This window comes from Mycobacterium europaeum (assembly GCF_034555895.2).
Classification (GTDB): Bacteria; Actinomycetota; Actinomycetes; order Mycobacteriales; family Mycobacteriaceae; genus Mycobacterium; species Mycobacterium europaeum.
Genome location: NZ_CP157315.1, coordinates 2,536,238 through 2,561,966 on the forward strand (window position 1 = coordinate 2,536,238; position 25,729 = coordinate 2,561,966).

A 25,729-nucleotide genomic window follows, 5' to 3' on the forward strand; every position below is an offset into this window, starting at 1 on the left:
CTAGGGGTTTTTAAAAAATGGCAGGAACCTGTCAGGGATCAGGGGAATGGCGTGTAAAAGATACGAGAAGGATCATTCTCCCGTTAAAACCCAACCATACGATTTGGGGCGGCCCCGGCGGGGCCGCCCCAAATGCAGGGATGCGGATTAGAGCAGACCGAGCAGTTGCAGGTCGGTGACGTATTTGACGATCACCGCCGGCGTGATGTGCGGGATGTCGTTGTCGGCGCCGATCTTGGCTTCCTGCACCGCGGCACGGAAGCGGTCGGTCGGGGCGAACGACCCGCGGGCCGGCTCCGGCGCCTGCAGTTGGTTGTACCCCGGGACCTGCAGCATCTGCAGGACCGAGTGCTTGCGCTGGTGTTCCGGCAGGTCGCGCAGGGCGGCCTCGAAGCGCTGCAGCCACTCGCCGAAGTCGTCGATCCGTTCGATCGGATAGCCCGCCTCGATCAGCCAGTCGACGTACTCGTCGATGCCGACACCGTCGTCGTGCGGGTTCATCACGTGATAGGTCTCGAACCCCTCTATCACCTGGGCACCCAGCGTGGTGACCGCCTCGGCGACGAACTCCACCGGCAGCGCATCGAAGTGCGCACGCTGCCGATTGCCCTCGGCGTCCAGCTGGTAGAACGAGCGCGGCGCGATGCCGGTGGCCACGAGGCTCAGCACCATCCGGGTGAACATGTCCGACAGGTTGAACTGGCCGGCGTAGCTGGTGTCGGACAGGATCATGTCGGAGCGGAACACCGAGACCGGCAGGCCGCACAGGTCGTGCGCCTCGCGCAGCAACACCTCGCCGGCCCACTTGCTGTTGCCGTAACCGTTGGCGTAGCTGCCGTCGATCTTGCGGATGGGGCTGATCAGCCGGATGTCGGCGTCCTCGGTGAACGCCGCCGGGTCGATCTGGCGGCCCACGTCGGAGGTCGACACATAGGCGTAGGGCTTCACCTTGCTGGTCAACGCCACCCGGATCAGCTCGGCGGTGCCCGCGACGTTCGGCCCGAACAGCTCGCTGTAGGGCAACACGCCGTTGACCAGCGCCGCCGAGTCCACGATCAGATCGACGCTGTCGGCCAACCGCTGCCACGTCTGCTCGTCCAGGCCCAGGTTCGCCGCGCCCTTGTCCCCCGCAATCACCTCCAAGTGATCGGCGGCCAGATCCTGGAAATACCGCAACAACTTCGGATCACCGCTGTCGAAGGTCTTCTCCAGCCGCTGACGGGCCTCCTCGTCCGAGCCCGCCCGCACCAGGCAGATCAGCTTGCCGCCGACCAGCTCCAGCTGCTCGAGCCACTTGAGCGCCAGATAACGCCCCAGGAAACCGGTCGCCCCGGTCAACAAGACCGTGCGGACCTCCGAACTCGGCCCGGGCAACGCCGGCGCGGTCCCCAGGGTCGCGGCGTCGATGAACTTCTCCAGCTTCAGATCACTCGCGTAGATCTGGGTGGCGTCGCGGCCGTGCACCGACGCGAAGCTGGCCGCCCCGCCCTCGGTTTCGTCGGCGCCGCTGGCGTCGTGCTCCGCCCGGTGGCCGAGGCGCCGCACCGACGGTGCCTCGAACAAGGTGCGCACCGAGAGGTTGGCGTCCAGGGCCGTGTTGATCTCGGCGATCACCCGCATGGCGGACAGCGAGTCGCCGCCGAGGTCGAAGAACGAATCCTCCACCGAAACCCGCTGCAGCCCAAGGACGTTCGCGTAGATGTCGGCCAGGGTCTCTTCCACGGGCGTGGCCGGGGCCCGGTATTCACCGCCGGTCTTCTGGTACTCGGGGGCGGGCAGCGCCCGCTTGTCGAGCTTGCCGTTGACGGTCAGCGGCAGCGCGTCCAGCACCACCACCGCAACGGGCACCATGTACGCGGGCAGCCGCTCGCCCAACCGGGCCCGGATGTCGGCCGGGTCGGCGGTGCCGGTGATGTAGCCCACCAGGCGCTTGTCGCCGGGGCGGTCCTCGCGGGCGATCACCGCAGCCTGCTCGACGCCGTCCAAACCGGCCAGGGCCGTTTGGATTTCGCCAAGCTCGATGCGGTAGCCCCGGATCTTGACCTGCTCGTCGACCCGTCCCAGGTATTGCAGTTGCCCGTCGGCGCCCCAGCGCACCAGGTCCCCGGTGCGATACATGCGCTGCCCGGGCGGACCGAACGGGCACGCCACGAACCGCGAGGCCGTCAGGCCCGAGCGGCGCACATACCCGGAGGCCACACCGCGACCGGCGATATAGAGTTCGCCGACGACGCCCTGCGGCGCGGGTCGCAGCCAGCGATCCAGCACGAACAGCGCCGCCCCCGGCACCGGGCTGCCGATGGGCGCGCCCGTGTCCGGGTTCAGCGGCGCGCTCATCGCCGCGTAGACCGTGCCTTCGGTGGGGCCGTAGGCGTTGATCATCACCCGGCCCGGCGCCCACCGCTCGACCACCTCGGGCGGGCAGGCCTCACCGGCCACCACCAGCGCCGTCGCGTCCAGCCCCTCGGGCGAGAGCATGCCCACCGCCGACGGGGTCTGGCTGAGCACCGTCACGTTCTCCGCGACCAGCAAGGCGTGCAGGTCCTTCGGGGATCCGGCCACGGACTCGGGCACCACGACCAGCCGTCCGCCGTGCAACAGCGCGCCGAAGATCTCGTGGACGGAGACGTCGAACACCAGGGAATGCCACTGCGCCCAGACACCCGGGTCGGGCAGGTCAGCGTGCAGCTTCTCCAGCAGCTGGGTGGCGTTGTGGTGGTTGACCGCCACGCCCTTCGGGACGCCCGTGGTGCCCGAGGTGTAGATCAGGTACGCGATGTCCTGGGCCGTCGGCGCGGGTAGCGCCGTGGCGGGCTGGGCATCCACCGACGGGTCGTTGACGTCGATGACCAGCAGATCGGAGCCGTCCAGCCGCGACCGCAGGTCGGCGGTGGTGACCGCCGCGACCGGCGCGGCGTCGGCGAGCAGGAACTCGATCCGCGCGGCCGGGACCGCCGGGTCGATCGGCAGGTAGGCCGCCCCGGTCTTGAGCACCGCCAGGATCGAGATGATCGCCTCGGCGGACCGGGGGAACAGCAGCGCGACGCTTTCGCCCGGGCCCGCGCCGTGCCCGGCGAGCAGGTGGGCCAACCGGTTGGCGGCCTCGTCGAGCTCGCGGTAGGTCAACGTGCGGCCCTCGAACGTCAGCGCCGGAGCCTCCGGAACGCGGGCGACCTGCCTGGCGAACAGGGCCGGGATCGACTTCGCCGCCCGCACGGGCGCGGTCAGCACCGCCCGGTTGCCCCACTCGTCGAGGCGGGCGCGCTCGCCGCCGTCCAGCACATCCATCGCCGAGAGCCGCTGGCTGGAGTCGGCGGTCATGGCCCCCAGCACCCGCTGGAACCGCTCGATCAGCGACTCGATGCCGGCGGTGTCGAACACGCTGGTGTCGAACTCGACCCGCAGGCCCAGCTCCCGGCCCGGGAGCGCCATGACCGAGAGCGGGTAGTGGTTGTATTCGCGGTTGGTGACGTCGGTGATCGCCAGCTCATGGAAGCCCAGCGGCACGCTGGTGTCGATCGGGTAGTTCTCGTACAGGAACAGCGTGTCGAACAACAGGTCGTGGCCCGTGACGCGGTGAATCTCGTTCAGCGCCAGGTGCTCGTGCTCGATCGTGTCGTTGTGGGCGCGCTGCAGCTGTTGCAGCAGCTCGGCCACGGTGGTGCCGGCGGTGACGTGGGCGCGCACCGGCACGGTGTTGATCAGCAGGCCCACCATCGACTCGGCGCCGACCAGGTCGGCGGGCCGGCCGGACACCGCGGTGCCGAAGGCCACGTCGTGCTGGCCGGTCAGCCGCATCAGCAGCTGGGCCCACGCCGCCTGCAGCACCGTGTTGATCGTGGTGTGGCAGGAGCGGGCCAGCTCGCCCAGCGCGCGCGTCGTCTCCGCGGGCAGCCGGTAGGACTCGACGCTGCGCCGCCCCACGGCCAGCCGGGCCGGCGGACCGACCAACGTGGGGGTGTCGAAGCCGGCCATCACCTCGGCCCACGCCGCCCGGGCGGCCGTGCGGTCCTGCGCCGTGAGCCAGGTCAGGTAGCTGCGGTACGTCGCGGGCGCGGGCAGCCGTTCGCCGTAGTAGCTGGTCAGGATCTCCCGCAGCATGATCGGCAGCGACCACCCGTCCATCACGATGTGGTGGTTGGTCAGCACGAATCGGTGCCGGTTGTCGGCGGTGCGGATCAGCGCGGCCCGGAACGCCGGCCGGTGGGCGAGGTCGCTGACCGCGGCGCGCTCGGCGGCGCAGAGCTGTTCGATCTTGTCCTCGGGGTCCAGGTCTTCCGCGCCGAGCTGGACGTAGCGCCATGCCATCACCGGGTCGGCCGGAATGACCTGGACCGGCTCGCCGAACTGGGGGCAGAACCGGGCCGCCAGGTTGGGGTGCCGGTCGACGACGGTGTGGACGGCCTCGCGCAACCGGTGCGGGTCGAGGTCGCCGGTCACGGTGATGCCGAGCTGTACCGCATACACGTCGTCGCCGGGGTCGTGCGCGAAGCTGGCGTGGAAGAGCAGCCCCTGCTGCAGCGGGGTCAACGGCAACACGTCGGCGACCGCGTACTGCTGGCACAGGTCGTCCAGCTGCTGCTGGGTCAACCGGGCCGGGGCGACGTCCGACGGGGTCAGCCCGCCGCCGCCGCTACGGACGTGCGCGCAGATCCCGGCAAGGGCCTCGAACCACAACTGGCTCAACCGGCTGACCTGCTCATGGTCCAGCGCCGAGGGCGCCCACGTCCAGTTGGCCTGCAGGTGGGGGCCGGCCTCGGTGTCCATGGTTCCGGCGTTGAGGTCGACGGTGTGCATCAACGGCATCGGCAGCGCCGCGCTGGCGGCGCCGGTGAACGACAGGCTGTCCTGGCTGATCCGCCACATCTCGCCGGGCAGGTCGGCGGCCGCACCCAGGCGGCCCAGGTAGTTGAAGCCGATCACCGGGTCGGACCCCTCCAGGTCCACCTCGGCGTTCATGTACCGCAGCAACCCGTAGGTCAGCGGGTCGGGCAGGGCGCGCAGCTGCTCCTTGGCCTTCTTGACCAGCATGCCGAGCGCGGGGTCGCCGGCCATCACCTGCGCCCAGTCCAGTTCGCCGACGGTCAGCGCGACGGGGTACTTGGTGGTGAACCAGCCCACGGTGCGCGACAGGTCGACGTGCGGGCCCAGTTCCTCGTGGCGGCCGTGGCCCTCCACGTCGATGCCGATCGGCGCGCCGGTCCCCACGAACCGCGCCCAGGCCAAGCCGAACGCGATCAGCAGGATGTCCTGCACACCGGCGTGGAACGCCGCGGGCACCTCACCCAGCAGCATCCGGGTGGTGTCGACGTCCAACGACACCGACAGCTGCTTGGCCGTCTCGTAGGTGTCGACGTCGGGGCGCACCGCCGGCAACAGCGCCGGGGTCGCGGCCACCTCACGCCACGCGTCGGCCTGGGCGACGACGTCGGCGCGCTGGGCGTGCTCCTCCAGCATCGCCGACCACCGGGCGAACGACGTCCCGCCCGTCGGCAACGCCACCGGCTGGCCGCTGTGATGCTGCGCCCAGGCGATGTTCAAGTCTTCCAACAGGATTCGCCAGGACACGCCGTCGACGGCGAGGTGGTGAATGATCAACGCCAGCTGGGCCGTGGATTCGGCCCACACGGCGCGCAGCATGATCCCCGCCGCGGGGTTCAGCTGCGAGCGCGCGGCCACCAGCGTCGCGTCGGACAACGCGTCGACGATGTGCACGCACGCGTCGGCCTCGACCGCGCCGACCTCGGGCGCGTGCAGCGACCAGCCGCCGGCGCCGTCGTCGTCGACGCGCATCCGCAGGGTGGCGTGCCGGTCCAGCAGCGACTGGAGCACCACCCGGACGTCGTCACCGGTGACCCCCGCCGGGGCCTGCACCACCATGGTCTGGTTGAACTGGTCGGTGGGGCCGTCGACCTGCTGGAGCCAGCGCATGATCGGGATCGCCACCACCGGGCCGATGCCCTCGTCGACCACGTCGTCGTCGGAGGCCACGCCGGCCACCCGGGCCAGCCGCGCCACCGTCTGCTCGACGAAGACGTCGCGCGGGCGGCACACCACGCCGGCTGCGCGGGCGCGGGCCACCACCTGCATCGACAGGATGCTGTCCCCGCCGAGGTCGAAGAACGAGTCGTCGACGCCCACCCGCTCCAGGCCGAGGACCTGGCCGTAGATGGCGGCCAGCGTCTCTTCGACGGCCGTGGTCGGGGCGCGGTATTCACCGGTCGTCTTCTGGTATTCGGGGGCGGGCAGGGCCCGCTTGTCGAGCTTGCCGTTGACGGTCAACGGCAGCGCGTCCAGCACCACGACCGCGGCGGGCACCATGTAGCTGGGCAGCCGCTCCCCGAGCCGGGCGCGGACCTCGGCCGGGTCGGCGGTGCCCGTGATGTAGCCGACCAGCCGCTTGTCGCCGGGGCGGTCCTCGCGGGCGATCACCGCCGCCTGCTCCACGCCGTCCAGCGCCGCGAGCGCGGTCTGGATTTCGCCGAGCTCGATGCGGTAGCCGCGGATCTTGACCTGCTCGTCGGCGCGCCCCAGGTACTGCAGCTGGCCGTCGACGCCCCAGCGCACCAGGTCGCCGGTGCGGTACATCCGCGTCCCCGGCGCCCCGAACGGGCACGCGATGAAGCGCGACGCCGTCAGACCCGCCCGGCGCACGTAGCCGGAGGCCACGCCGCGACCCGCGATGTACAGCTCGCCGACGACGCCCTCGGGCGCGGGCCGCAACCACTTGTCCAGCACGAACAGCGCCGCGCCGGGCACGGGCGAGCCGATCGTCGGCGCCCCCGACTCGGCGCTCAGCGGCGCGCTCATCGATGCGTACACCGTGCCCTCGGTCGGGCCGTAGGCGTTGATCATCACGCGTCCCGGCGCCCACCGGTCCACCACCTCGGCCGGGCAGGCCTCGCCCGCCACGATCAGCGCCGTCGAGTCCAGGCCGTCCGGCGACAGCATCCCCACCGCCGACGGAGTCTGGCACAACACGGTGACCTTCTCGGCGACCAGCAGCGAGTGCAGGTCGTCGGGCGAGCCGGCCACCGACTCGGGCACCACGACCAGGCGTCCGCCGTGCAGCAGCGGACCCCAGATCTCCCACACCGACACGTCGAACACCAGCGAGTGCCACTGGGACCAGACGCCGGCCTGCGGCAGTTCGGCGGGCAGCTTCTTCAGCAGCTGGGTGACGTTCTGGTGGGTGACGGCCACGCCCTTGGGCGTCCCGGTGGTCCCGGACGTGTAGATCATGTACGCGATGTCCTCGGGCGCCGGGCCGGGCAGCTCCGAGGTGGGCTGCTCGGCCACCGCGGGGTCGTCGACCTCGACGACCAGCAGGTCGAACCCGTCCAGCCGCGGCCGCAGCTCGGCCGTCGTCACCGCGGCGACCGGGGCCGCGTCGCCGAGCATGAACTCCATCCGCGCGGCCGGGACGGCCGGGTCGATCGGTAGGTAGGCCGCGCCGGTCTTGAGCACCGCCAGGATGGACACGATCGCCTCAGCAGACCGCGACTGGAGCAGCGCCACGCACGCGCCCGGACGGGCGCCGTGTTCGGACAGCAGGTGCGCGAGCCGGTTGGCGGCCTCGTCGAGATCGCGATAGGTCAGCGTGCGGCCCTGGAACGTCAGCGCGGGAGCCTCCGGAATGCGGGCGACCTGCTTGGCGAACAGTGCCGGAATCGAGACAGCACCCGTCGCCGGCGCGGTCAGCACCGCCCGGTTGCCCCACTCGTCGAGGCGGTCGTGCTCTCCGCCATCGAGCAAGTCGATCGACAACAATCGCCGCCCTGCACCGACGGTCATGACTGCTCCTCCACATCTGCGGTCATGGCTTCCAGCACCCGCCGGAACCGCTCTATCAACCTCTCGATTCTGCCCGTGTCGAAGACTTCTGTATCGAATTCGACGCGAAGACCCAGTTCATGACCCGGAACGGCTTGCACCGAAAGCGGGTAATGGTTGAATTCGCGGTTGGTAAAGCCATCGATGGCCAGCTCGTCGACGGCCGACAGCGCGGCGGTGTCGATCGGATAGTTCTCGTACACGAACATGGTGTCGAATAATTGGTCGTGTCCCGTTACACGATGGATTTCGTTCAGCGCCAGATGCTGGTGCTCCAGCGTGTCGTTGTAGGCGCTTTGTAGCTGGTTGAGCAGGTCGGCGATGGTGGTTTCGGCGCCGATCGTCGCCCGCACCGGCACCGTGTTGATCAGCAGCCCCACCATCTGGTCCGCGCCCGCCAAATCGGTGGGCCGGCCCGAGACCGCCGTCCCGAAGGTGACGTCGTGCTGGCCGGTCAGCCACATCAGCAGCTGCGCCCAGGCGCCCTGCAGCACGGTGCTGACGGTGGTGTGGCACGACCGGGCCAGCTCACCGAGCGCCCGCGTGGTCTCCGCCGACACCTCGAACGAGGAGACGGCCCGCGGGCCGAGGCTCATCCGGCCGGGCGGCCCGACCAACGTGGGGGTGTCGAAGCCGGCCAGCACCCGCCGCCACGCTGCCTGGGCGGCGCCGCGGTCCTGCGCGGCCAGCCAGTCGACGAACTTGCGGTAGGGCACCGGGGCGGGCAGCGGCACCCGGTAGTAGGCGGCGAAGATCTCCTGCAGCAGGATCGGCTTCGACCAGCCGTCGAGCACGATGTGGTGGTTGGTCAGGATGAAGCGGTGTCGGTTGTCGGCGGTGCGGATCAGCGCGGCGCGGAACGGCGGGCGCTCCGCCAGGTCGCACACCGCGGCGCGCTCGGCGGCGCACAGCTGCTGGATCTGCTCTTCGGGCTGGAGGTCTTCGGCGTCGAGTTCGACGTACCGCCACGCCAGCGGCGGGTCGACCGAGAGCACCTGCACGGGCTCCCCGAAATCTTCGAGGAAGTGCGCCACCACGTTGGGATGCCGCTTGATCACGGTGTGCACCGCGTCGCTCAGCCGGTGCGGGTCGAGCGCACCGCTCACGCTGATGTCGAGCTGCACCGCATACAGGTCATCGCTCCCGTGCGCGGTGCCGGTGTGGAACAGCAGGCCCTGCTGCAGCGGGGTCAACGGCAACACGTCGGCGATCGGGTAGCGCTGGCACAGCTCGTCGATGTCCCGCTGGGTCAACCGGGCGGGGGCCAGGTCCGACGGGGTGAGCCCGCCGCCACCGCTGCGGACGTGGCTGCAGATGCCGCTCAGGGCGTCGAACCACAACTCGCTCAGCCGGCCGGCCTGGACCTCGTCGAGCGCCGAGCGCGCCCAGGTCCAGTTGGCCTGCAGCAGCGGGCCGGCGGCGGTGTCCAGGGTGCCGGCGTTGAGCTCGACGGTGTGCGGCAGCGGCATGGGCACCGCCGTCGCGGCGCCGGCCGATGCCAAGCTGTCCTGATCCAGGCGCCAGAAGTCGCTGGAGAGTTCGGCGGCGCCGCCCAGGCGGCCGAGGTAGTTGAACCCGATCACCGGGTCCGGCGCGTCCAGCTCGACGTCGGGGTTCAGGTAGCGCAGCAGCCCGTAGGTCAGCGCGTCCGGCAGGGCGCGCAGCTGTTCCTTGGCGTCCTTGACCAGCGCCCCCAGCTCGGCCTCACCGGCGACGACCTGGCCCCAGGACAGCCCGCCGACCTTGAGCGCGACCGGGTACTTGGTGGTGAACCACCCGACCGTGCGGGACAGGTCCACGTGCGGGCCCAGTTCCTCGTGACGGCCGTGGCCCTCGACGTCGATCGCGATCGGCGCGCCGGTGCCCACAAACTGCGCCCAGGCCAACCCAAATGCGATCAACAGGATGTCCTGCACCCCGGCGTGGAACGCCGCGGGCACCTCGCCCAGCAACAACCGGGTGGTGTCGGCGTCGAGCGACACCGACAGCTGTCCCGCGCTGACGAAGGTGTCGATGTCGGGCGCCACCGCCGGCAGCGGCGCCGGCGTCGACGCGATCTGCCGCCACGCCTCGGCGGTGTCGACGACCTCCGGCCGACGCGCGTGCTCCTCCAGCATCGCCGACCACCGAGCGAACGACGTCCCGCCCACCGGCAAGGCCAGCGGCTGGCCGCTGTGATGCTGCGCCCAGGCAATGTTCAAGTCTTCCAACAGGATTCGCCACGAAACCCCGTCGACGGCCAAGTGGTGGATGATCAGCGCCAGCTGGCCCGTGGGGGGCACCCACACCGCGCGCAGCATCGCGCCGCTGGCAGGGTTCAGCTGGTCGCGGGCGGCCGACAGTGCGGCGTCGGACAGCGCCTCGACGGTGTGCACGCACCCCGCGGCGTCCACCGCGCCGACCTCGGGCACCCGCAGTGACCAGCCGCCGGCGCCGTCGTCGTCGACCCGCAGCCGCAGCATCGCGTGCCGATCCAGCAAAGCCTGCAGGATCAGCACCACGTCGCTCTCGCCGACCCCGGCCGGGGCCTGCACCACCATGGTCTGGTTGAACTGTTCGATCGGGCCGTCGACGCTGTGCAGCCACCGCATGATCGGGGTGGCGACCACCGGGCCGATGCCCTCGTCGACCACGTCGTCGTCGGAGGCCACGCCGGCCACCCGGGCCAGCCGGGCCACCGTCTGCTCGACGAAGATGTCGCGCGGGCGGCAGACCACGCCGGCCGCCCGGGCGCGGGCGACGACCTGCATGGACAGGATGCTGTCCCCGCCGAGGTCGAAGAACGAGTCGTCGACGCCGACGCGCTCCAGCCCCAGCACCTGGGCGTAGATGCCGGCGAGGATCTCCTCGACGGCCGTGCCCGGCGCCCGGTAGTGGTCGGCGTCGGAGTATTCCGGCGCCGGCAGCGCGCGGGTGTCGAGTTTGCCGTTGACGGTCAACGGCAGCGCCTCGAGCACCACCACGGCCGTGGGCACCATGTAGGCCGGCAGCCGCTCCCCGAGCTGGTTGCGGATCTCGGCCGGGTCGGCGGTGCCGGTCACGTAGCCCACCAGCCGCTTGTCGCCGGGGCGGTCCTCGCGGGCGATCACCGCCGCTTCGTTGACCCCGGCCAGGGCGGCCAGGGCCGCATGCACCTCGCCGAGCTCGATGCGGTAGCCGCGGATCTTGACCTGCTCGTCGGCCCGGCCCATGTACTGCAGCTGGCCATCGGCGCCCCAGCGCACCAGGTCCCCGGTCCGATACATCCGTTGTCCAGGCGCGCCGGCACCGACGAACGGGCACGCGACGAACCGCGTCGCGCACAGCCCCGACCGGCCCACGTACCCGTACGCGAGGCCCCGGCCGGCCACATACAACTCACCGACGACGCCCTCGGGCACCGGACGCAGCCAGCCGTCCAGCACGAAGAAGCCCAGGTGGGCCAGCGGCACGCCGATCGGGCTGGCGTTGCTGTCGACGTCACCGTCGACGATCTCCCGGAACGACGCGTGGACCGTGGTCTCGGTGATGCCGTACATGTTGATCAGCCGCGGCAGCCCCGGGTGGTGGTGCAGCCATTTGCCGAGCTTGTGCGGCTCGAGCGCCTCGCCACCGAACACGACGGTCTGCAGCTTGAGCTGCTGGCCGAGCTCGGGGGCGAGCGAGTCGGCGGTCTGCAGCGCGTAGAACGCCGACGGCGTCTGGCTCAGCACGCTGACCTGCTCGCGGACCAGCATCGCGTGCAGCTCTTCGGGCGACCGGACGACCGCGTCGGGCACGATCACCAGCCGGCCGCCGTACAGCAGCGACCCGAAGATCTCCCACACCGAGAAGTCGAACGCCAGCGAGTGGCACTGCGTCCACACCTGGCCCAGCGCCAGCTGCGCGTCCAGGGACTCCAGCAGCTGGGTGACGTTGCGGTGCGGCACCGCCACACCCTTGGGGGTGCCAGTGGTGCCGGACGTATAGATGATGTAGGCGATGTCCTCCGGCGACGGCGCGGGCAGCCCGTCGGTGGGCTGGCCGGCGACGGCGGGGTCGTCGAAATCGATGATGTCCAGGTTCGACCCGTCGAGCCGCGACCGCACGTCCGCGGTGGTGACCGCGGCGATCGGCGCCGCGTCACCGAGCACGAACTCCATGCGCGCGGCCGGCACCGTCGGGTCGACCGGCAGGTACGCCGCACCCGTCTTGAGCACCGCCAGGATCGCCACGACGGCCTCGGCCGTGCGCGGGAAGAGCACCGCGACGCGCTCGCCCGGGCGGGCGCCCCGGCCGGCCAGCAGGTGCGCCAATCGGTTGGCGGACTCCTCGACCTCGCCGTAGGTCCACGACCGGTCGCCGAAGGTGATGGCCACCGCCTCCGGCGCGCGCGCCGCCTGCGCGGCGAACAGCTCCGGAATCGACGCCAGCTTGGGCGCCGGCTCGGCCAGCACCGGCCGGTTGCCCCACTCGTCGAGCCGGTGGTGCTCGCCGGCGTCGAGCAGGTCGATCGAGGACAGCCGCCGCGACGGGTCGGCGGTCATGGCGACCATCACCTGCTGCAGCCGCTCGATCAGCGTGTCGATGGCGGCCCGATTGAAGACCTCGGTATCGAATTCGACGCGAAGGCTCAGTTCGTGACCCGGCGAGACCACCACCGACAGCGGGTAATGGTTGTACTCCCGGCTGCTGAAGTCGGTGACCGCCAATTCGTGGACGCCCAGCAGCGCGCCCGCGTCGATCGGGTAGTTCTCGTAGAGGAAGAGGGTGTCGAACAACTGGTCGTGCCCGGTGGCCCGGTGGATGTCGGGCAGCGCCAGGTACTCGTAGTCGACGGTGTCGTTGTGCAGGCGTTGCAGCTGGTCCAGCAGGTCGGCGACGGTGGTGGTCGCGGCGATGCTCGCCCGGACCGGCACGGTGTTGATGAGCAGGCCGACCATCGCGTCCGCGCCGTGCAGTTCGGTGGGCCGTCCGGAGACCGCGGTGCCGAAGGCCACGTCGTGCTGGCCGGTCATCCAGGTGAGCAGCTGCGTCCACGCGCCCTGCAGCACGGTGCTGATGGTGGTGCGGCACGAGCGGGCCAGCTCGCCCAGCGCCTTGGTGGTCTCGGCGGGAACGTGGAAGGCGGCGACGGCCCGACGGCCGATCTGCCCGGGCGGTCCGACCAGGGTGGGGGTCTCGAACCCGGCGAGCGCCTCGGCCCACGCCGTTTGCGCGGCGGCGCGGTCCTGGTTGGTCAGCCAAGTCACGAAGTTGCGGTACGACGGGGCGGCGGGCAGCCGCTCCCCGTAGTAGCTGGCGAAGACCTCCTGCAGCAGGACTGGTAGCGACCAGCCGTCGACGACGATGTGGTGAATGGTCAGCACGAACCGGTGCCGGTCGGGCGCCGTGCGGATCAGCATGGCCCGGAACGTCGGCTGATCGGCCAGGTCGCAGACGGCGGCGCGTTCGTCGGCGCACAGCCGCTCGACCTGCTCGTCGACGTGGCCGGCGTCCAGGTCGACGTACCGCCACGCCATCTGCGGATCGGCCGGGATGACCTGCACCGGCGCGCCGAAGTCTTCTGTGAACCGGGCGACCAGGTTGGGGTGCCGCTTGACGGCCGTGTGGACCGCCTCGCGCAGCCGCGCCGCGTCGAGGGCGCCGCTGACGGTGATCCCCAGCTGGACCGCGTACAGGTCGTCGGTGTCCTGCCCGAACGCGGTGTGGAACAACAGGCCTTGCTGCACCGGGGTCAGCGGCAGCACGTCGGCGACGCCGCCCCGCCGGCAGAGGGCGTCGAGCTGTTGCTGGGTGAGCTGGGCGGGCGCGATGTCCGACGGGGTCAACCCGCCACCGCCGGCCCTGACGTGCGCGCAGATCCCGGCCAGCGCCTCGAACCACAACTGGCTCAGCCGGTTGACGCGCTCGTCGTCCAGCGCCGAAGGCGCCCACGTCCAGTTGGCCTGCAGGTGCGGGCCGGCGTCGGTGTCCATGGTGCCGGCGTTGAGCTCCACGGTGTGCGCCAGCGGCATCGGCACCGCGGTGGCCACGGCCGCCACGGCCAGGCTGTCGTGGCTGACCCGCCACAGTTCGTCGGAGAGGTCGGCGCCCGCGCCGAGCCGTCCCAGGTAGTTGAACCCGATGACGGGGTCGGGCCCGTCGAGGTCCACGTCGGGGTTGAGGTAGCGCAGCAGCCCGTACGTCAGGCCGTCGGGCAGGGCGCGCAGCTGTTCCTTGGCGGCCTTGATCACCGGGCCGAGTTCGGTCCCCCCGGCCACCACCTGCGACCAGCTCAGCCGGCCGCCCTTGAAGGCCACCGGGTACTTCGTGGTGAACCAGCCCACGGTGCGCGACAGGTCGACCCGGGGGGCCAGTTCTTCCTGGCGGCCGTGGCCCTCAACGTCGATGCCGATCGGCGCCGCGCCGGTGCCCAGGAATTCCGCGAACGCCAGCCCGAAGGCGATCAGCAGGATGTCGCCCACGCCGGCGTGGAACGCGGCGGGCACCTCGCCGAGCAGCAATCGGGTGGTCTCGACGTCCAGCGAGACCGACAGCTGACCGGCAGTGACATAGGTGTCGGCGTCGGGTTGCACCGCCGGCAACGCGGCCGGGGTGGCCGCCACCTGCCGCCACTCGTCGGCCCGGGCCACCACGTCGGCTCGCTGGGCGTGCTCGGCAAGCAGCGACGACCAGCGGGCGAACGACGTCCCGGGCGCCAGCAGGGATATCGGCTGCCCGTTGTGGTGCTGGGCCCAGGCGATGTTGAAGTCTTCCAACAGGATTCGCCACGACACCCCGTCGACGGCCAGGTGGTGGATGATCAACGCCAGCTGACCCGTGGGCTGCGCCCAGGCCGCGCTGACCATCACCCCGGCGGCCGGGTTCAACCGCGACCTCGCGTCGGCCAACGATTCGTCGGACAACGCCTCGACCGCGTGCACGCAGCCGCGCGCGTCCACCGCGCCGACCTCGGGTACCTGCAGCGACCAGCCGCCCGCGCCGTCGTCGTCGGCGCGCAACCGCAGCGCGGCATGGCGATCCAGCAGCGCCTGCAGCACCGCCACCACGTCGGCCTCGGTCGCCCCCGCCGGGGCCTGGACCACCATGGTCTGGTTGAACTGCTCGATCGGCCCCTCGATGCTGTGCAGCCAACGCATGATCGGGGTGGCCACCACCGGCCCGACGCCGTCGTCGGCCGCACCGCCGGCGCCGTCGACCGCCACCTCGGCCACCCGGGCCAGCCGGGACACCGATTGCTCGACGAACACGTCGCGGGGCCGGAACAGGATCCCGGCCGCCCGCGCCCGGGCCACGACCTGCATGGAGAGAATGCTGTCGCCGCCGAGGTCGAAGAACGAGGCGTCCACCCCGACCCGGTCCAGGCCCAGCACCTGGGCGTAGATGTCGGCGAGGATCTCCTCGACCGGGTCCTCGGGCGCGCGGTATTCGGCGGTGGCGTATTCGGGTGCGGGCAGGGCGCGCTTGTCGAGCTTGCCGTTGCCGGTCAACGGCAGGGCCTCCAGCACCACCACCGCGGCCGGCACCATGTACGGCGGCAGCCGGTCGGCCAGCGCGGCGCGGATCGCGGCCGGATCGGCCGTGCCGGTGATGTATCCGACCAGGCGCTTGTCGCCCGGGCGGTCCTCGCGGGCGATCACCGCCGCCTGGTCCACCCCATCGAGGCCCTTGAGCACCGATTGGATTTCGCCGAGCTCGATGCGGTAGCCGCGGATCTTGACCTGCTCGTCGGAGCGGCCGAAGTACTGCAGCTGCCCGTCTTCGCCCCAGCAGACCAGGTCGCCGGTGCGGTACATGCGCGCGCCCGGACCGCCGAAGGGGTTGGCCACGAACCGGGAGGCCGTCAGGCCCGCGCGGCGGACGTATCCGATGCCGACGCCACGGCCGGCCAGATAGAGCTCACCGACCACACCGGCCGGCACCGGCTGCAACCACTTGTCGAGGACGAACATCGCCGCCCCGGCGATCGGCGAACCGATCGGCACCACGGCCGAGCCCGGGGTCAGCGGCTTGCTGATCGACGCGCACACCGTGGTTTCCGTGGGGCCGTAGGCGTCGAGCATCACCCGCCCGGGCGCCGCCCAGCGGTCCACCACGTCCGCCGGGCATGCCTCGCCGGCCACCACCAACGCGGTGGACTCCAGGCCCTCCGCCGGCAGCATCGCGACCGAGGACGGGGTCTGGGTCAGGACGCTGACCTTCTCCGCGACCAGCAGGTCGTGCAGGTCTTCCGGCGAGCTCGCCACCGACTCGGGGACGACCAGCAGCCGCCGCCCGCGCAGCAGGGCGCCGAAGATCTCCCAGACCGAGAAGTCGAAGGCCGAGGAGTGGCACTGCGTCCACACCTGGCCCTTGGGCAGGCCGGCGTCGAGCGACTCGATCAGCCAGGTGACGTTGAGATGAGGAATCGCAACGCCTTTGGGGGTTCCGGTGGTTCCGGAGGTGTAGATGATGTAGGCGATGTTCTCCGCGGCCGGCGCCGGAAGCGGCGTGGCGGGCTGAGCGTCGACGGCAGGGTCGTGGACGTCGACCACCAGCAGGTCGTGCCCGTCCAGCCGCGAGCGCAGGTCGGCGGTGGTGATGACCGCGCTCGGCGCCGCGTCAGAGAGCACGAACTCCATGCGCGCCGCGGAGTGCGCGGGGTCGATCGGCACATAGGCCGCCCCGGTCTTGAGCACCGCCAGCATCGCCACGATCGCGTCGGTGCACCGGGGGAACATGACCGCGACGCAGCCACCCGGACCCACCCCGTGGCCGGCCAGCAGGTGCGCCAGCCGGTTGGAGGCCTCGTCGAGTTCGGCGAACGTCAACGACTTGGCGGAGCAGGTCACGGCCGGGGCATCGGGCGTCCGCTGCACGTGTTCGGCGAACGCCGCCGGGATCGACACCGGGGCGGGCACCGGCTCGGTCAACGCCGCGCGGTTGCTCCACTGGTCGATCTTGGCCGGCTCGTCGGCGGCCAGCAGGTCGATGGAGGACAGCCACCGCTCCGGGTCGGCGGTCATCTCCTCCAGCACCTGCTGCATCCGGGCCGCCAGATCGGCGACGCCGAAGTCGGCGAACGGCTGCCCCGGTCCCGCGGTGCTCAGGAAGAGCTGGTCGCCGGAGCCGAGGAAGAACAGGCTGAAGTGCCCCACCGGCCCGTGGTTGGTGTAGGTGGCCGTCACCGGCGATCCGGCGAGGTCGAGGGTGAGCCGCATCGGGAGGAAGTTGATGCCGACCCGGCTCGCCGCCTGCCGCAGGCCGTCGCTTTCGAGGGTGTGCACGGGGAAGCGCTGGTGGTGCAGCAGCTCCCGGATTCGAATGTCGACGTGTTTGCAGAAGTCGGCGACCGTGCCCGTGGGTGGGGTGTCCAGCACCAGCGGCACCACCCCGGCGAACATCCCGGGAAGGGTTTTTGACTCCGGGCGGACCCGCCGGCTCACCGGGAAGTCGAGCGCGACCTGCGAACCGCTCCCCGACCACGCCCGAACCAGCAGCGCGCAGGCGGCGGTGGTGACGGAGAATCGGCGAATCCCCAGCTTCTTGGACAGCTCCTTGATCCGGGTGGTGACGGACGGGTCCAACTGGACGGAGGCGGACGGCGAATAGTGGTCCCGGCCGCTCGGCTCATCGGTCGGCCGATCAACCCACGCGGTCTCCGGCGGCAGGTTGTGACTCCAGTACTCCTTGTCCTCCTGATAGTCGGAGGACGCTTCGTACTCCGCCTCCAGGTCCACCAAATCCTGGGCCGAGCCGAAGTAGGCGTCAGGAATGGGTTTTCCGGCGACCATGGCGGTATAAATCGTGGCGACCCGACGGCATACCAGCGCCATTCCCAATCCGTCGATTGCGATGTGGTGGCAGCAACCGAACAAATAGAACTCGTCAGCCTGTGTCTGGAACAACACGAATTGGAACAGCTGACCGTTCAATGCCATCGGGGTGCGCTGGATAGACGACGCCATGGCGCGGGCTTCCTGCACGGGATCCGGCGAGGAAGTCAGGTCGTGGAAAGTGAGCTCGACGTTCGGGTAGTCGATCGGCTTTTGCACGACGTGCCCGTCGACCTCGAAGAACGACACCCGGCCGGCCTCGGCCTCCGCGACGGTTTGGGTGAGCGCGCGCTGGAGCGCATCGCGATCGAGCGACCCCTCGATCTTTATCAGTAGCCCGAGCTGCCACTCCGTACCGACGAAGCCCGTTTCCTGCGAGAGCCAGATGTCGAGCTGCCCGCGCGTCAGCGGAAGTGTGTGATCACCATCTCCCATCGACTCCCCCAAAGCTCCATCCGCCCCATACCCCGACTCGTTACTGCTCAAAACCCTGACCCGTTGCGAGCCTGTCGCGCAGACTCTTTGGCCGAATGTCCGGCCAGTTCTGCTCGATGTACTCCAAGCACGCAGCGCGGTCTGTCTCGCCGTACACCACTCGCCAGCCGGCTGGAACATCGGCGAAGGCCGGCCACAGACTGTGCTGCTCCTCGTCATTCACCAGGACGAAAAAGCTGCCGTTGTCGTCGTCGAACGGGTTGATGCTCACGGTTCTCCAGATGCCTAGTTGACACAAGTGGAACGGTCCAAACCCTACTGGAGGCACCAGCGTGCGTCCGAGATTTGGCAAAGTTCCCGGTGTGACCTGTCAGGTTCTTAACGCAACCTAAGAATTGGGCTGTGCGGGCTGCGCAGCTGCCGCCGTTGGTAGCTGTGACCTGCAACAAAGGCTCACCGGTGCGGTTAGCGATTGGGCGGGGTCGACCTTCAAGGACGATGCAATTTTGGGTGGTTATCACTGGCCAGGATACCGGCCCTGGAGCTAGCGCGAAAATCACTGCGAGGCGAGCCGGTGGCGGCGGCGAGAACATCGCCAAAACAGGTGCGCCTGTCGCGGGAGCGCGCCCTGCGGACCCATTGACTAAGACGGGTGATCGTCGTTAGCTGACTAGGGCTGCTGATCCCTCCGCAGGCTTCGGCCGCTGGGCGCACCGTGGGTGGGCGTGTGCCGTTCCGGCCCGAGTGGGCGCTCGGTGACAATCGGGTGAATCATCCGGGCTGGGAGGTCTAAAAAGTGCCGTTACGCACGCGATATGCATTACGATCCCGTATCTCGTTGCCGAAGGGCTGATACGGAGACCAATGGCGTGGTTTACTCATGAAGACTCGGTCGCGCTCCCCGGGGGCGGGGCTCGTATGAGGTGCCGAAGCACGACTAGTCTGCGACGTACACCGCATTTCGGAGTGCCCTCACCTGGCGTATCGCTTCCACCATGTAACAGCTTGCTAGGGCCGGCGGAATAACAAGACGACGTGAAACGGGTAGAAGGGGGTGCGGTGACCGAACCCGACGTGCGGGCCCGGCCCGGAGACGCGACGGACGGCCATGACAGTGGCCAGCCGACTGGTCGCCGACGTGGCTTTTTGGGCATTGGTCGCCAATCCCCGACTGGACCTCAGAGGCCAGTCGGACGTGAACACACTCATCCCCGCGGAAGTGGAATCATTGCCACGCTGAAGCGGCTTTGGATTCCGCTGCTCATTGTGGCCGTGGTCGCCGCCGGAGGCTTGACCGTGTCCCGACTGCACGGCATCTTCGGCTCCGAGAGGCGCGAGTCGTACGCCGACACCCGGATAAAAGACACCAAACCTTTCAACCCGAAGCACATCAGATACGAGATTTTCGGTCCGCCGGGGACAACCGCCGACATCAGCTATTTCGATGTCGACGGCAACCCGGTGCATGTCAACGGACAGCCCGTGCCGTGGTCCTTCGATATTTCGACGACGCTGCCGTCAATCCTGGGAAACGTTGTGGCACAGGGCAATGGCGACATGCTCGGCTGCCGCATCGTGGTTGACGGGGTTGTCAAAGCCGAGAGGGTTTCGCACGAATTGAACGCGTTCACCTACTGCATGCTGACGGCCACATGAGCGACGTGCAGAGCGACCTGCATATGGAGAATGCCCGGCAGTCGAGGCCGTTCATAGCGCGGATGGTCCATCGGCTTTCGATACCCATCATCTTGGGATGGTTGGGGATCGCCGTCATCGTGGCGGTCGGCGTACCTCCGCTGGAGCAGGTCGAGGCGGAGAACGCGGTCTCACTGAGTCCCGTTGCGGCGCCGTCGTTTCGGGCGATGGAGCACTTGGGGCAGGACTTCAAGGAGACCAACTCCGGCGCCTTGGCGATGATCGTCCTCGAGAGTCAACAACCTCTCGGCGACGCCGCGCACAAGTACTACAACCAATTGATTCATGAATTGCGGGCCGATAAGAAGCACGTGCAGAACGTCCAGGATTTCTGGGGCGATCCGGTCACGTCGAAAGCCGCGGAAAGTTCCGACGGAAAAGCCGTCTATGTGCAAGTCCAGCTTGCCGGAAGCCAGGGCGGGGCGTCGGGTGACGAATCGGTAGCCGCCATTCGGCAAATAGTGGCGAGGACACCCACGCCGAACGGATTGAAGGCCTACGTCACGGGCCCCGCGCCGACTGTTGCGGACATGAACATCGCCGGTCAAAAGACCGTCATGCTGGTCACCGTCACGAGCCTCGCGGTGATCTTCCTTACCCTGCTCATCGTCTACCGGTCGATCTTGACCGTCATTCTCTTGTTGCTGATGGTCGGCCTCCAATTGCAGGTGGCACGAGGGATAGTGGCCTTCCTTGGCCATCTCCAGTTGGTGGGTCTCACTACCTTTGCCGTCAACCTATTGGTCGCCGCGGTCATCGCGACGGGGACCGACTACGGGATATTCTTCGTCGGGCGATATCAGGAGGCGCGTCAGGCGGGCGAAGACCGGGAAACGGCCTTCTACACCACATTCGGCAGCGTGGCCAAGGTGGTCTTGGCTTCCGGCTTGACGATCGCTGGAGCCGTCTTCTGCCTCAACTTCACCCGGCTGCCCTATTTCCAGCCCCTCGGCATCCCGTGCGCCGTGGGCATCACTATCGCCGTCTTGGTTGCGCTCACGCTCGCGCCGGCGCTTCTCGTCGTTGCCGGCCGTTTTGGCGTGTTCGACCCGAAACGCGTGATTACGACGCATCGGTGGCGACGGATCGGCACGGCGATCGTCCGATGGCCCGCACCCATTCTGATCACGACCCTGGCTATAGCACTTATCGGTCTATTGACCCTGCCGAATTACAACCCGAGCTACGACGATCAGAAATTCATCCCCACTGATATTCCGGCTAGTGTGGGAAATGCTGCCGCGCAGCGACATTTCCCCCAATCGCGAACCATGATGCCCGAGATTCTGCTCCTCGAGAGCGATCATGATCTGCGCAACCCGGCCGACATGATCGTCCTGAACAAGGTGGCTAAGGGCATCCTTGCCGTTCCGGGCGTTTCCACCGTGCAGTCGGTCACCCGGCCCGAGGGCATTCCGCTCGAGCACACCACGATCCCCTGGATCGTGAGCATGTCGCAGGCGAGCCAGCAGGTGAACATGGCGTTCCAGAAGGACCGCATGGACGACATGCTCAAGCAGGCCGAAGAGATGGCAAGAATGATTCAGATCATGCAGCACATGTATGGCCTGATGAAGGAACTGGTCGCTACGACCCACCACATGGTCGGCAAAACGCACGAGATGCAAGAGATCACGAACGATTTGCGCGACAAGATTTCCGACTTCGAGGATTTCTTTCGGCCGATCCGCAGTTACTTCTACTGGGAACGGCACTGCTACGACATTCCTGTTTGCTTCTCGATACGGTCGATATTCGATGCACTCGACGGCGTTGACGAGATAACCGACAAGCTCAAAGAGTTGGTGGCGGACCTGGACCAACTCGACGTCCTGCTCCCGCAGATGGTCGTGCTGCTGCCACCCATGATCGAAAGCATGCAGAGCATGCGGACCATGATGTTGACGATGCACAGCACCATGTCGGGAGTCATGGGCCAGATGGAATCGCAGGGCAATAATTCGGCCGCGATGGGGCAAGCTTTCGACCAATCCCGAAACGAGGATTCTTTCTACCTGCCGCCGGGGATCATCAATGACTCGGAGGCCTTCAAACGGGTCGAGAAAATCTTCATGTCGCCGGACGGAAAAGATGTCCGGATGCTCATCTCGCAAAAGGGTGATCCGGCCACGCCCGAAGGGCTCTCCCGCGTGGAGCCCATCAAGACGGCGGCCGAGGAGGCGCTCAAGGGGACTCCGTTGGAGGATGCCAAGGTCTACCTCACGGGCACCGCGGCCATCACGAAAGACATTGTGGACGGCTCGAAATGGGACCTCTTGATCGCGGGGGTCGCCGCGATCTGCCTCATTTTCATCATCATGCTGATCATGACGCGGAGTTTCATCGCCGCGCTGGTGATCGTCGGTACGGTCTTGCTGTCAATGGGCGCGTCGTATGGGCTGTCCGTGCTCGTCTGGCAGTATCTCCTCGGCCTGCAACTGCACTGGACGGTGCTGTCGACGTCCGTGATCGTCCTTTTGGCGGTGGGATCGGACTACAACTTGCTGCTGGTTTCCCGGATGAAAGAGGAACTCGCCGCCGGGATCAACACCGGCATCATCCGGGCGATGGCCGGCACCGGCAAGGTCGTCACCAACGCGGGCCTGGTGTTCGCCTTCACCATGGCTTCGATGGGGGTCAGTGACCTGCGCAGCGTCGCCCAGACGGGCACGACGATCGGGTTGGGGTTGCTGTTCGACACCCTGGTCGTGCGCGCGTTCATGACGCCATCCGTCGCGGCGTTGCTGGGGCGCTGGTTCTGGTGGCCGCAACGTGTGCGCCCGCGGCCCGCTAGCTCATTGCTTCGGCCGCTAGGGCCCCGTCCGTTGGTGCGCTCGCTGTTGCTCAAGCAGCCGTTGTAGCTGCCGGACTTCCACTTTCAGCACAGGCATCGCGACCGTGGGGAACATCGTGACACAGGACAACGAGGACGGCATTCGCCGCCGCGCCGCAGTGGACGGCGCGGTCAAGGCTGTGAACGTCCCGCACCGGCTGCGCGCCACTGCGGCCTGGGCGTCGGCCACATGACCACCGAGCCCGCTCGGGCCCCGTTCTTCGCCCGGAGCATCCGCAGGCTTTCGGTGCTCATCGTGCTGGCGTGGGTGGCGCTGACGCTCCTGGTAACCTTCGGCGTTCCCTGGCTGGAGACGGTCGGCCGCGAACATTCCGTGCCATTGGCCCCTCAGGACGCACCGGCGGTCCAGGCCATGCAACGCATGGGCAAGGATTTCAAAGAGTCCGATTCGGACAGTATTGCGATGATCGTGCTCGAGGGGCAGCAACGCCTCGGGGACGACGCTCATACGTACTACGACCAGTTGGTTCGTGCACTCAAGGCCGACCCGAAGCATGTGGAGCACGTACAGGACCTGTGGGGAGACCGGCTGACGGCGGCGGGCGCCCAGAGTGACGACGGCAAAGCCGTCTATGTGCAGGTAAATCTGGCGGGCAACCAGGGCACCACCCTCGGGCAGGACTCCATCGCCGCGGTCCGCAATATCATCGCGCGGACGCCCCCGCCACCGGGAGTCAAGGTCTATGTCACCGGCCCGTCGGCGCTCCTGTCGGACATGCAGCAGGCCGGTGACAGATCCATCCTGAAGATGACCGCGGTGGGCGCGCTGATCATTTTTGTGGTGCTGCTCTTCGTCTACCGGTCGGTCATCACGGTCATTCTGCTGCTGGTCACCGTGGGGATCGAGGTCTTTGCCGCCCGAGGAATCGTGGCGTTCCTCGGCGATCACAGTCTTGTCGCGCTCTCAACCTTTGCCGTCAACCTCCTGGTAGCACTCGCCATGGCGGCCGGGACCGACTACGCGATCTTCTTCTTCGGCCGGTATCAGGAGGCACGCCAGGCCGGCGAAGACCGGGAGACGGCCTTCTACACCACCTACCGCGGCGTCGCTCCCGTCGTCTTGGGTTCAGGCTTGACGATCGCCGGCGCAATGCTGTGCCTGGGCTTCACCCGGATGCCCATCTTTCAGACCATGGGCGTGCCCTGCGCCGTGGGCATGCTCGTCGCCGTCGTCATCGCGCTCACCTTGGTTCCGGCGGTTCTCACCATCGGAAGTGGTTTCGGGTTCTTCGACCCCAGGCGGGTCCTCGCATTCGGCCGATGGCGCCGAATCGGCACGGCGATCGTGCGCTGGCCCGTGCCCATCCTTGCGGCGACCATAGCGGTCGCCGTGGTCGGGCTGGTGACACTGCCCGGCTACCAGACCAGCTACAACAACCGGTTCTACATGCCCAGCGACATTCCCGCCAACGTCGGATACGCGGCCGCCGATCGCCATTTCTCTCAAGCGAGAATGATGCCAGAAATCGTGATGATCGAGTCGGATCACGACATGCGCAATCCCGCGGACTTCCTAGTCCTGCACAGGTTGGCGAAGGCGATATTTAGGGTGCACGGCATTTCTCGGGTGCAGGGAATCACCCGGCCCGAGGGCACGCCGATCCAACACACGTCGATACCTTTCTTGCTGCAAATGCAATATTCGGTGATGCAGCAAGATCAGAAGTATATGAAAGACCGTTCGCAAGACATGCTCAAGCAGGCGGATGTACTATCGTATCAAATCGCGACGCTGAAGCGCATGTATGCTTTACAAAAGCAGATCACGGCCATCACGCACGATTCGATCACGAAAACAAAGCAGATGCGCGACACCATATCGGATCTCAGAGATCGCGTCTCCAATTTTGAAGACTTCTTTCGACCCCTCCGAAGTTACTTTTACTGGGAACGGCATTGTTACGACATTCCCATCTGCTGGTCGCTGAGGAATATCTTCGAAACGCTCGATGGAATCGACACACTGAGCGATAAGCTCGACGAACTTATCGTCGATCTGGACAAGATGGACGCGCTGCTGCCGCAGTTGCTCGAGATGTTCCCGCCGTCGATCGCAGTCGCCGAGGACGCCCGGAACATGCTGCTGACGGCCTACAGCACCATGAATGGCACGCTTGGCCAGATGGAAAACCAAAAAGAGAATGCCACCGCCATGGGGGCCACGTTTGACGCCGCAAAGGACGACGATTCGTTCTATCTTCCTCCCGACATCTTCCAGAACGAAGACTTCAAGCGCGCCATGAGTCAGTTCCTGTCCCCCGACGGGAAAGCGGCTCGATTCATCATTTCCCACAAGGGCGATCCCGCAGCGCCCGAGGGCCTGGCGCGTATCGATAAGATACGGACGGCGGCCGAGGAGGCTCTCAAGACGACACCCTTGGAGCCGTCCAAGATCTATATCGCCGGCACCGCATCGACGTTCAAGGACTTCCGCGACGGTTCCACCTACGATCTGTTTATCGCGGGCGTCGGTGCGCTCTGCCTTATTTTCATCATCATGCTGATCATCACGCGCAGTTTTGTGGCCTCACTGGTCATTGTCGGCACGGTGGCGTTATCGCTCGGATCATCATTCGGGCTGTCAGTCCTGATCTGGCAATATATTTTGGGCGTCAAGCTGTACTGGATGGTGCTGCCGATGTCGGTGATCGTCCTGTTGGCGGTGGGGTCCGACTACAACCTTCTGCTGGTATCCCGGATGAAAGAGGAAATAGCCGGCGGCATCAACACCGGCATCATTCGCGCGATGGGTGGCACCGGCAAGGTCGTGACCAATGCGGGCCTGGTGTTCGCATTCACAATGGCCTCGATGGCGGCCAGCGATTTGCGGATCATCGGTCAGGTCGGTACCACCATCGGCTTGGGCCTGCTGTTCGATACCTTGATCGTGCGCTCCTTCATGACACCGTCCATCGCCGCGCTGCTCGGGAGGTGGTTCTGGTGGCCGCAGATCGTCCGCCCCCGCCCGGCCAGTCAGATGCTTCGGGCGGAGGGGCCGCGTCCGCTCGTGCGGTCCCTGCTACTACACCGCGAGTTCAGCGACGATACGCCCACGACCGAGATCCCGAGACCATCTGTCTAGGATGGCCGGTCGCCACCGCAGAGAGCAGCAGCCTCTTGATGCCGCTGATGCTCG

At 67.8% G+C, this 25,729-nt stretch carries 6 protein-coding genes; 3 read left to right on the forward strand and 3 right to left on the reverse strand.

Going from position 1 to position 25,729, the window contains the following annotated elements; genetic code table 11:
* Window positions 1–147: 147 nt before the first annotated feature.
* Genes U8D42_RS11205 through U8D42_RS11215 form a run of 3 tightly spaced genes read right to left on the reverse strand, consistent with a single transcriptional unit; the run spans window position 148 to window position 18,315 of the window.
* A complete protein-coding gene (locus U8D42_RS11205) occupies window positions 148–7,794 on the reverse strand; it encodes a non-ribosomal peptide synthetase (protein WP_322861324.1) in 7,647 nt (2,548 codons plus the stop codon).
* Window positions 7,791–18,044: a non-ribosomal peptide synthetase gene (locus U8D42_RS11210; protein WP_322861323.1), complete on the reverse strand. Its 10,254-nt coding sequence runs from the start codon at window positions 18,042–18,044 to the stop codon at window positions 7,791–7,793. The genes U8D42_RS11205 and U8D42_RS11210 overlap by 4 nt, the downstream gene beginning before the upstream one ends.
* 40 nt (window positions 18,045–18,084) lie before the next feature.
* Window positions 18,085–18,315 carry an MbtH family protein gene (locus U8D42_RS11215; RefSeq protein ID WP_085238829.1) on the reverse strand — a complete coding sequence of 77 codons (231 nt, stop codon included), beginning with the start codon at window positions 18,313–18,315 and terminating at the stop codon, window positions 18,085–18,087.
* 965 nt (window positions 18,316–19,280) lie between these two features.
* On the opposite strand from U8D42_RS11215, the gene U8D42_RS11220 reads away from it, so the two are divergent.
* The 3 genes from U8D42_RS11220 to U8D42_RS11230 all read left to right on the forward strand — a co-directional run bounded on the left by U8D42_RS11220 (window position 19,281) and on the right by U8D42_RS11230 (window position 25,675).
* Complete coding sequence (locus U8D42_RS11220) at window positions 19,281–19,700, forward strand: MmpS family protein (protein WP_322861337.1); 420 nt, start codon at window positions 19,281–19,283, stop codon at window positions 19,698–19,700.
* Entirely contained in the window at window positions 19,697–22,600 is a 2,904-nt protein-coding gene (locus U8D42_RS11225; RefSeq protein WP_322861322.1) for an RND family transporter, read from the forward strand. Before U8D42_RS11220 ends, U8D42_RS11225 begins: the two co-directional genes overlap by 4 nt.
* Window positions 22,601–22,762: 162 nt before the next feature.
* Entirely contained in the window at window positions 22,763–25,675 is a 2,913-nt protein-coding gene (locus U8D42_RS11230; protein WP_322861321.1) for an RND family transporter, read from the forward strand.
* Window positions 25,676–25,729 lie beyond the last annotated feature (54 nt).

What these genes read in the sequence shown, in the direction of transcription:
- U8D42_RS11225 (WP_322861322.1), top strand. Translation starts at nt 19,697, where the DNA reads ATGAGCGACGTGCAGAGCGACCTGCATATGGAGAATGCCCGGCAGTCG.
- U8D42_RS11205 (WP_322861324.1), bottom strand. Translation starts at nt 7,794, where the DNA reads ATGACCGTCGGTGCAGGGCGGCGATTGTTGTCGATCGACTTGCTCGAT.
- U8D42_RS11230 (WP_322861321.1), top strand. Translation starts at nt 22,763, where the DNA reads ATGACCACCGAGCCCGCTCGGGCCCCGTTCTTCGCCCGGAGCATCCGC.
- U8D42_RS11210 (WP_322861323.1), bottom strand. Translation starts at nt 18,044, where the DNA reads ATGGGAGATGGTGATCACACACTTCCGCTGACGCGCGGGCAGCTCGAC.